The sequence below is a fragment of the Lujinxingia vulgaris genome, from assembly GCF_007997005.1.
Taxonomy (GTDB): Bacteria; Myxococcota_A; Bradymonadia; order Bradymonadales; family Bradymonadaceae; genus Lujinxingia.
Genome location: NZ_VOSL01000113.1, coordinates 1 through 8961 on the forward strand (window position 1 = coordinate 1; position 8961 = coordinate 8961).

At 66.0% G+C, this 8961-nt stretch carries 8 protein-coding genes; 2 read left to right on the top strand and 6 right to left on the bottom strand.

What is annotated here, in order from left to right; genetic code table 11:
* On the top strand, positions 1–1441 hold a 1441-nt coding region (locus FRC96_RS16535; RefSeq protein WP_146976053.1), incomplete at its 5' end, for a SulP family inorganic anion transporter.
* A gap of 86 nt (positions 1442–1527) precedes the next feature.
* On the opposite strand, the gene FRC96_RS16540 is transcribed toward FRC96_RS16535, so the two are convergent.
* The 4 genes from FRC96_RS16540 to FRC96_RS16555 form a co-directional block, all read right to left on the bottom strand.
* Positions 1528–1977, bottom strand: a complete 450-nt coding sequence (locus FRC96_RS16540) for a group II truncated hemoglobin (RefSeq protein WP_230470357.1) — start codon at positions 1975–1977, stop codon at positions 1528–1530.
* 65 nt (positions 1978–2042) lie between these two features.
* Positions 2043–2789 carry a hypothetical protein gene (locus FRC96_RS16545; RefSeq protein WP_146976055.1) on the bottom strand — a complete coding sequence of 249 codons (747 nt, stop codon included), beginning with the start codon at positions 2787–2789 and terminating at the stop codon, positions 2043–2045.
* A 270-nt stretch (positions 2790–3059) separates the two neighbouring features.
* Entirely contained in the window at positions 3060–4541 is a 1482-nt protein-coding gene (locus FRC96_RS16550) for a catalase (RefSeq protein WP_230470359.1), read from the bottom strand.
* 605 nt (positions 4542–5146) lie between these two features.
* Positions 5147–5596 carry a YchJ family protein gene (locus FRC96_RS16555; RefSeq protein ID WP_146976058.1) on the bottom strand — a complete coding sequence of 150 codons (450 nt, stop codon included), beginning with the start codon at positions 5594–5596 and terminating at the stop codon, positions 5147–5149.
* 139 nt (positions 5597–5735) lie between these two features.
* On the opposite strand from FRC96_RS16555, the gene FRC96_RS16560 reads away from it, so the two are divergent.
* The gene (locus tag FRC96_RS16560) at positions 5736–6287 is read left to right on the top strand and encodes a flavodoxin family protein (RefSeq protein WP_146976060.1); all 552 of its coding nucleotides are present in this window, start codon (positions 5736–5738) and stop codon (positions 6285–6287) included.
* A 15-nt stretch (positions 6288–6302) separates the two neighbouring features.
* Here FRC96_RS16560 and FRC96_RS16565 read toward each other — a convergent pair whose 3' ends face one another.
* A complete protein-coding gene (locus tag FRC96_RS16565; RefSeq protein WP_146976062.1) occupies positions 6303–7055 on the bottom strand; it encodes a glutathione S-transferase family protein in 753 nt (250 codons plus the stop codon).
* A 42-nt stretch (positions 7056–7097) separates the two neighbouring features.
* Entirely contained in the window at positions 7098–8810 is a 1713-nt protein-coding gene (locus FRC96_RS22360; RefSeq protein ID WP_230470358.1) for a DEAD/DEAH box helicase, read from the bottom strand.
* Positions 8811–8961: the final 151 nt, after the last annotated feature.

An 8961-nucleotide genomic window follows, 5' to 3' on the forward strand; every position in this document is an offset into this window, starting at 1 on the left:
GACGGCGGCGTTGAGCGGGGCGATGCTGGGGGCGCTGGGGCCGGCGAACACCGCGGAGGCCGCGGCGCTGACCGCGGGCCTGGCGATCGTGGGTGGGGCGGTGGCGCTTCTGGCCGGGCTGCTGCGCCTGGGCTTTGTGGTGGCGATGATCTCTCGGCCGGTGCTCAAAGGCTTTGTGGTGGGGTTGAGCCTGGCGGTGGTCTGGGGGCAGCTGCCGGTGCTGCTGGGCGCGGAGCATGCCTCCGGCGGGTTTTTCGGGGTGCTGCGTATGTGGGGTGATGTCGGGGCGTGGTTCAACGTGGTGAGCGCGGCGATCGGCGTGGGCGCGCTTGTGGTGATGCTGGGGCTGCGCGGCGTTGCGCCGCGGGTGCCCGGCGCGATCGTGGCCGTGCTGCTGAGCATCGGGCTGGCGTGGGCGCTGGGACTGAACCTGGAGGGGGTGGCGATGGTCGGCGCGCTGGCACGCACACCTCCCGAGGTGGGCTGGCCGGCGTTGAGCGCGATGCGCTGGCAGGAGCTCATCGGGCCGGCGCTGGCCGTGGCGCTGATCGGCTTTGCCGAGGCGGTGGCAGCAGCGCGGGCGGTTGGCGAGAAGGTGGATGGTAACGCGGAGCTCGTCGCGCAGGGGGTGGCCAACCTGGGAGCGGGCTTTATGGGAGGCATGGTGGTCAACGGGAGTCTTTCTAAGAGCGCGGTCAACCGCGACGCCGGCGCGCGCACGCAGCGCAGCGGACTGGTCGCGGCGCTGCTGGTGGCGATCACGCTTTTGTGGCTCGGCGGGGTCTTCGGGTACCTGCCGGCGGCGACCCTGGCGGCGGTGGTGATCGCCGCGCTCTGGGAGCTCGTGGATTTCAAGGGGCTGCGCGCGCTGGTACGCGCTACGCGTCGCCATCATGTGGCCGGGGTGGCGGTGTGGGCGGACGCGGCGGCGGCCTGGGTGACCTTTGTGGGCGTGGTGCTCGTTGGGGTGTTGGAGGGGTTGCTGGTGGGGGTGGGGCTCTCGCTTTTGCTGATGCTCTATCGGTCGAGCTGGCCGCATATCGCCGAGCTGGGGCGAGTAGGCGATGGGGATGGTGCGCCCTACGGTGATCTGGCGCGTCACCCGGAGGCGAAGCGGGTGGAGGGGGTGGTGATTTTGAGGGTGGAGAGCGGGCTGTACTTTGTAAACGCCGACCATGTGCGCGGGGAGCTGCGCAAGGCTGCAAAACGCCCGGGGGTGCGCGCGGTGATCTTAGACGGGGAGTCGGTGCCGGTCATCGACATGAGCGCGGCGCATATGCTGGTGGAGTTGGCCGGGGAGTTTCGCAAGCAGGGTCAGCACCTCGCCATCGCCCGGGATATTGGCCAGGTACGGGACCTGCTCGCCAGCGAGGCAGAGCAGGCCGCGATGCTGCATTTTACCTCGGTGGCGCAGGCGGTTCGGGAGCTTGCGAGCGGTTGAGGAGGTCTGAATTTAAAATGAAATCAATGGGTTAGTGGGGTGGGTGATGGTGCGGGTGAGGCCGAGGTCTTGACCTGTTTTGTATATTATTCGGATGGAAATGTATTGCGCATGTGGGCGGCGACGCGGTCCAGCGCCTGGTCCAGAAAGCGGCGCAGCTCGGCGTTGTCGACCTGCTCGTCGAGGGCCTGGCGCATGCAGAGCATCCAGGCCTGGCGGGCGTCTTCGTCGATGATGAAGGGGGCGTGACGCATGCGCAGGCGCGGGTGGCCGTGTTTTTCCATGTAGAGCGGCGGGCCGCCGAGCCAGCCGGTCAAAAAGAGCACGAGCTTCTCGCGGGAGCTCTTTAAGCTGCGGGCGTGCATGGCGCGGATGGTGGCCGCCTCGGGCAGCGTGTCCATCAGATTGTAAAATCGATCGACGAGGGTCTGCACCGCCTCGGCGCCGCCGAGGAGCTCGTAAGGGGTAGGTTGTTCGGGGGGCTGCGTCATCGGGATCCCGTCGCGGAGGTTGAGGCAGATGGCGATCGAGGCCATCGATAGTCGCGCCTTGCGATTCGGTCAACGGGGCAGGGCGTCGGGATCATCCCGATGATGACGATTCACCGACGCATGATGATGTCGAAGCGCCCCTGCTTCTCAAAGCCCTCCGGCCCGTCGTTCAGTTCCATAATGAGGGTGGGGTCGTTGGAGGCGCACACCCCGCAGGAGTCGTTCGGAGCGAGGTAGGGGTCACCGGCGAAGTAGAGCTGGGTGGTGAGCGGCGCAAAGCCCGGGCGTGTGATGGTGAAATGAATATGGGCGGGGCGAAACGCGCCGGCGTTGAGGTAGTGGCCCGGGCGGATGGTTTCGATGCGGTAGTTGCCAGACGCGTCGGTGACGATCTGGGCGCGCAGGCGGTAGTTGGAGCCGGAGTGGTAGTTGCCCTCGGCGTCGGCCTGCCACACATCGATGAGCGCGCCTTCGATGGGGGTCTGGCAGTCGGGCTCAAAGACGGTGCCTTCGATGAGGATGCGCTCTCCGGGCTCGTCGGCGCTGGCAAGTTGGATGCGTTGTGGGGCGCCGGGCTCATAAAAGGGGCCCTCGATGTCGGAGCCGGTGGGCAGGCACTCTCCCGCGTCGACATCGGGGGAACCGGTGTCCCGGGCGGCGTCCGGGCCCGGATCCGCGCCGGTGTCTGAGAGGTCGGAGCCGGCGTCGGGAGTGCGGCTCGTCGAGGTCTGGCCGCAGGCCAGCGCGCCTGCGCCCACAAGCCCCACCACCGAGCTCCGGCCGAGCAGTTTTAAAAATCCGCGGCGGTCGAGCGGGGGACGACCCTGAGCGCTCGGCGTGGGAGTATCATCGGACATGGGAGCGCCTCATCGTTGGGAGTGCGGAAGATCGTCGCCACCGGGCATCCCGTCCCGCGTTTCATGCGCGAGGTCGGGTCCGGGGCGGCGGATTTCGAGCGACTCCATGAAGATAGGGCGCGGGTGTGCCGAACTCCATAGCAACGTTTTGAGGAGATTGTTTCGTTTTTGTTTATGAATCTGGCTCATCACGGCACCACGCGGCTCTTCCGACGTGTGTTTTCGCTGGAGCGTCATCGAAGGAGCCGCGTGCATTATTGAACGAAAAAATCAGGCGTGGGGTTGCACGCTCTCATGCAGATCGTCCATATCGCCGCGGCGGTAGCTCTCCAGGGCTTTTCGCACCAGGCGGCCGTAGTTGAGGTCGGCTTTGTCGAAGAACTCCAGCTGGCGTTTGATGATGTCCTTTCGGCAGCCGCCCATCGACTCGACGATGTTGACGGCCAGGCGCACCTTCTCGTCGCGATCCATCAGGCGGAAGAGGTCGCCGGCCTGGGTGAAGTCGTCGTGATCGACGCGGGAGTCCCAGCGGTCGACGGTGACGTCGCCCAGGTGCCAGGGGGGCTCGTTGTAGTCGGGGTTGGGGCGCGGCGCGCCTTTGATGCTGTTGGGATAGTAGTTGGGAAAGCCGGTGCCCTCGTCGTGCATGCCTCCGAACTGGCCGTCGCGCAGGTAGTTATGCACCGGGCAGCGGGGCTTGTTGACGCTCAAGTCGCGGTAGTTGACGCCGACCCGGTAGAGGTGGGCGTCCTGGTAGGAGAGCAGCCGAGCCTGCAGCATCTTGTCGGGGCTGGGGCCGATGCCCGGCACAAAGGCGCTGGGGTTAAAGGCCGACTGCTCCACCTCGTGGTGGTAGTTCTTCGGATTCCGGTTGAGCTCCAGCTCCCCGACCTCAATCAGCGGGAAGTCGCCGTGGGGCCAGACCTTGGTGAGATCGAAGGGGTTCCAGCGGAACTCGTTGGCTTCATCCTGGGTCATGACCTGGATGTAGGCTTTCCAGCGGGGGAAGTCGCCGGAGTTGATGGCCTCGATCATGTCGCGCTGGTGGCTCTCGCGATCATGGGCGATGAGCTCGGCGGCCTCGGCGTTGGTCAGGCACTCGATGCCCTGCATCGTCTTGAAATGAAACTTCACCCAGACCCGCTCCCCCTCGTCGTTGATCATCGAGTAGGTGTGGCTGCTGTAGCCGTTCATGTGACGGTAGGTCCTGGGGATGCCGCGGTCGCCGAAGAGCCAGGTGACCTGGTGGAGGCTCTCGGGGCACAGGCTCCAGAAGTCCCACTGCATGTTGGCGTCGCGCAGGTTGGTCTCGGGGTGGCGCTTCTGGGAGTGGATGAACATCTGGAACTTGTAGGGGTCGCGCACAAAGAAGATCGGGGTGTTGTTGCACACCAGATCCCAGTTGCCCTCGTCGGTATAAAACTTCATGGCGAAGCCGCGCGGATCGCGCTCGGCGTCGGCTGCGCCGCGCTCCCCGGCGACGGTGGAGAAGCGCACCACGCATTCGGTCTTTTTGCCCTTCTTCGCGAAGATCGAGGCTTTGGTGTAGCGGCGGATGTCGTTGGTGACCTTAAAGGTGCCGTAGGCGCCGGTGCCCTTGGCGTGCACCACCCGCTCGGGCATGCGCTCGCGGTTAAAGCGCTGGATCTGCTCGATGAGGTTGACGTCCTGCATCAAGAGCGGGCCGCGGGGGCCGGCGCTCAAGGCGTTTTCCTGGTCGCCCACCGGGGCGCCGTCGGCGGTGGTGAGCAGCGGGCCGCGGCCATTGGCGCTGCCGCGCCCTTTGCGCCCTCCTTTGCCCGGGGACTTCGTGGAGCGGGAGGAGGTTGAGCGCTTTGAGGAGGACTTGGGCTTCGAGGGCTTCGACGACTTCGACGCTTTCGGCGCTTTTTTGGTAGAGGCCGACGTTTTCGACGCGCGTGAGGACTTCGACGCGGTTGAGGGTTTGGTCGTGGTGGAGCCCCTGGCGGAGGCGCGCGCTTTGGCGGTGTCGGCATCCTTGGAGGCATCTGGAGAGGAGGCCGGCGCTTTGGCCTTCGCGGCTTTTTCGAGCTTCGCTCCCCGGGAGGATGCCGCGTTGCTGCCCGAGGTGGAAGATTTGCCGGGTGTGCTGCCGCGCTTTTGCGGCGATTTCTTGTCGTCTCGGGACGAGCCAGCCATGGGGCCTCCTGGGAGTCGAGGGGACGTCGTTGGGGTCAGTAGCGAGAAGATCTACGGCCAACTGCGTGCCTCGTCCCGATGAGGAGACGGCATGCGAGGGCGCGCCGGGCGCGCGTCTGGATGAGGCGTGGGGGGAAGTTTAACCACGGCTCGACAAGGGCAAGTCGAGGTGTGGAAAAAGATCCCTGAAGGCCCGCTCAGGCTTTGATTTCAACGTCTTCGAGCTCTTCGCCGTCGACGTAATACCAGCGCTCGGCGCCTTTTTTGGCGGGATCGGCGCGGCGCACAAAATGGCTGCGCTCCACAAAGCTAAAGGGCATCCCATCCTGCACCAGCGTCACCTTAAAGGTCACATAACCTTCCGGCTCGCCGAGCTCCCATTCGGTGCTCAAGATGTTCAGCTCAACGAAGTCGGTGGCTTTGCAGTAGCTCAGCAGTTCACGGCGCCAGGCGGCGCGATCGGGGTTGGCGCGTGGACCTTCGGGGTCGGTGGTGGCGATGAGGTAGTCGACCTGGCCGAGCGCGAAGGCCGAGAAGCGCGAGCGCATCAGCTCTTCGGGAGCGCTTGCGGGCAGGCCGCGGTGAAGTTTGCCGCAGCAGATGGCGGTGGGTTTGCCGCTGGAGCAGGGGCAGGTGCGTCGTCTCATGGTTTGTAAGTCGTTGAAAGTAGGTTGGAAATTGACTCAGGGGTCTAGCTTTCGGGGCAGGCAGGCGAATCGCGCTGTGGTGGCGCGAGGGTGCGCGACTTCATGATCCCATAGCCCGGAATGCCCGGGAGGAGAAGTGATGAAACAGGCGCTGATTATTTATGAGTCGATGTACGGCGACAACGAGCAGGTGGCCTACGCCATCGCCCAGGGGTTGGCCACGCAGATGCGTGTGGACGTGATGGAGGTGAGCTCGGCGCCGCCCCGGGTCGATATGTCGATCGATCTTCTGGTGGTGGGTGGTCCCACGCATATGACGCGGATGAGCAGCGAGAAGTCGCGTTCGCGGGCCGGCGATGATGTGGATGAGGAAGACTGGGAGCCGCTCTCGGAGACGGGGGTGCGCGAGTGGCTCACTCGCCTCCGCGCCCGCGGGGAGATGGGGCGAGGCGCGGCGGCGGCCTTTGGCACCAACCTCAATGAGCCGCGGTGGGTCTCGAAGCTGGGGCAGGCCTCGCACGCCATCGCCCGGCGGCTTAAGCGCCTGGGCTTTCAGCTGATCGAGCCGCCGGAGACGTTTTTTGTCGACGAGGCGCAGGGGCCGCTCAGTGAAGGCGAGGTGGAGCGGGCGCATCGCTTTGGGGTGCAGTTGGCGCGCCATTTTGCCGAGGCGCCTCGTCCACACGCTTGAGCGGATGCGTTGGCCTCACGCGTTGCGGCTCTGGTAGAGGCGCAGCACAAACTCGCCAGCAGCGGTGTTGCGGAAGTCGTCGATGAGACGTCGAAGATCGTCGGGAGCGCTCTCCAGCGGGGGGAGCGGGGCGCCGTATTCGGGAGGGGCGACCAGGGGGCCGGCCAGGCTGGCGAAGGTCAGGTCGGCGGCGCTGAAGGTATCGCCGGCCAGGTAAGGGCGGCCGTCGGCCAGGGTCTGAGCGACGCGGGCAAAGAGGTCGTCGATGCGGCCGCGGGCGCGCTGGGTACGCTCGGGCGTGATGCCATAACTCGTTGAAATTGCTCGACGAACGGCTCCGAACCCCAGGCGCATCACCGAGGACTGCCAGCCTTTGCCGCTGCTCACCATGAAGTCGCGGGTGAAGCGCGGATGATCGAGCAGCACAGCATAGATCGCCAGGCGCACTGCCGGGCCCAGGCGCCGATCGAACTCCTCCTCCCAGGCCTCAATGGCGTCGGGCTGGGCCTCATCGAGCGGGGTGGCCGGGAAGAGGCGCGTGCCGCTGCCGACCTGGTCGCAGAAGTGGAGGATGTCGGTGGAGTCGCCCACCGTCTGCTCGCCAGCTTTGAGGATGGGCACCGAGCGCTGGCCGGCGGGCATCGCGCCGGCCAGGTGCAAGAGGGGCAGATACGCCCGTTCCTCAAAGCCCAGCCCGTGGTGGTCGAGCGCCCAGCGGGCTTTTTCGCAAAAATGGCTGAAGGGGATCGTGATCAGCGTGTAGGGCATGGCGAGGCTTCTTCTGGCGAGGAGGTGCGCGGTGTCGGGAGGTCAGTCGCGCTCGCTTAAGGGGCGGCGGTCGCGGCGTTCCCGACGCGGAGCGTTGGAGGCGTTGGATGAGGAGGTGTTGGATGAGGAGGCGCCATTGGATTTCGATGCAGCCCGGCGCTGCGCGCCGCGGCTACGGCGGCGACTCGACCCCCGGCGCTTCGATCCTGAACCTCGCGAGCTCCGGCCGGAGCTCTGGTTGGCATCGCCGCTCTGGGAGCGGCCGCCCTCGGCGCTGGCGCTCTTCTGGCTCGAGGGGCTCTGCTCACCCTTCTTCGAGCCTCCTCGCTGGCTGCGGCCGGAGCGCCGGCGGCGGTTGCGCTGGCTGCTGGAGCGCTCGCTCTTCTCCGAGCTGCTGCTGCCCTCACCGCTCTCGCTGCGCTTCTCCGAGCTGCTCTTCTTTGAGCTGCGCGCGTTGCTGCTTCGGCTGCTGCGGCTGTTTCGGCTGTTGCGTCGGCGGTTGTTGCCACCACCGCGGCTCTTGCGTCCGCCGCTGCGTCGACCGCCGCCGGAGCGCCGGCCGCCGCGGCTCTTGCGCTTGCTGCCGCCGCTGCCGGACTGCGCGGCTTTCATCGCCTTCTCGCTATGAAAGGCCTGCTCGGTGTCCACCGGGATAGGCTCCCCGGTGATCTTCTCGATGTCGCGCAGGTAGTCGCCTTCGGAGTCGTCGCAGAAGGCGATCGCGGTGCCGCTGCGACCGGCGCGGCCGGTGCGACCGATGCGGTGCACGTAGCTCTCGGGCTCGTTGGGAAGATCGTAGTTGAAGACGTGGGTCACGCTCTCCACGTCGATGCCGCGGGAGGCCACGTCGGTGGCCACCAGGATGGTGATCGAGCCGTCCTGGAACCCGTCGAGCGCGCGGCGGCGCGCGTTCTGGCTCTTGTTGCCGTGGATGGCTGCGGCCTTGAAGCCGGCGCGCTCAAGTTTCTTGGTCAGGCGGTTGGCGCCGTGCTTGGTGCGGGTGAAGACGATCGACGAGTCCACCTTCAGATCGACGAGAAGTTCGCAGAGGAGCTCGGCCTTGTCGGATTTTTCAACAAACATCACGCGCTGGTCGATGGCCTCCACCGTGGTCGATTCCGGGGTGATGTCGATGCGCACCGGGTCGCTCATGAAGGTGTTGGCCAGCTTCGCCACCGAGGGGGGCATCGTCGCCGAGAAGAGCAGGTTCTGTCGCTCGCCGCGCATCAACTTCAGGATGCGCCGAACATCGGGCACAAAGCCCATGTCGAGCATGCGGTCGGCCTCATCGAGCACGAAGAAGTCGACGTCTTTAAGATCGACAAAGCCGCGGCCCTGCAGGTCGAGCAGGCGCCCGGGGCAGGCCACCAGGATGTCGACGCCGCGATCCAGCGCGCGGATCTGGGGCTTTTCGTTGACCCCGCCGAACATCACCAGGTGACGCAGCGGCAGGTGTTTTCCGTAGAGCTCAATCGACTCGCCAATCTGGGCGGCGAGCTCGCGGGTCGGCGAGAGGATCAGGGCGCGGATGGGGCGCTTGCCTTTCGGGGGCTTCTGCGCGGCGAGGTGCTGGAGCACGGGCAGCGAGAAGGCGGCGGTCTTGCCGGTTCCGGTCTGAGCGCATCCGAGTACGTCGCGGCCCTTGAGCAGCGCGGGGATGGCCTGAGCCTGGATGGGGGTGGGGGAGGTGTAGTTCTGGGCAGCGATCGCCCGTTGAAGAGGTTCGATCAGGTCGAGCTTTGCAAAATCGTTCAAGGAGATACCGTGGTAAGAGGGGCGTTCCAACTGAGCGCCGCATGTGTTTGGTGCGTGGTTAACAGATCAGACATCCCCACACCAGCATCAACGCCGGAGGACGACCCCAGCGTCGTCGCCGCGGATTCGCGGTAGCGCTGCTACAGCTTCA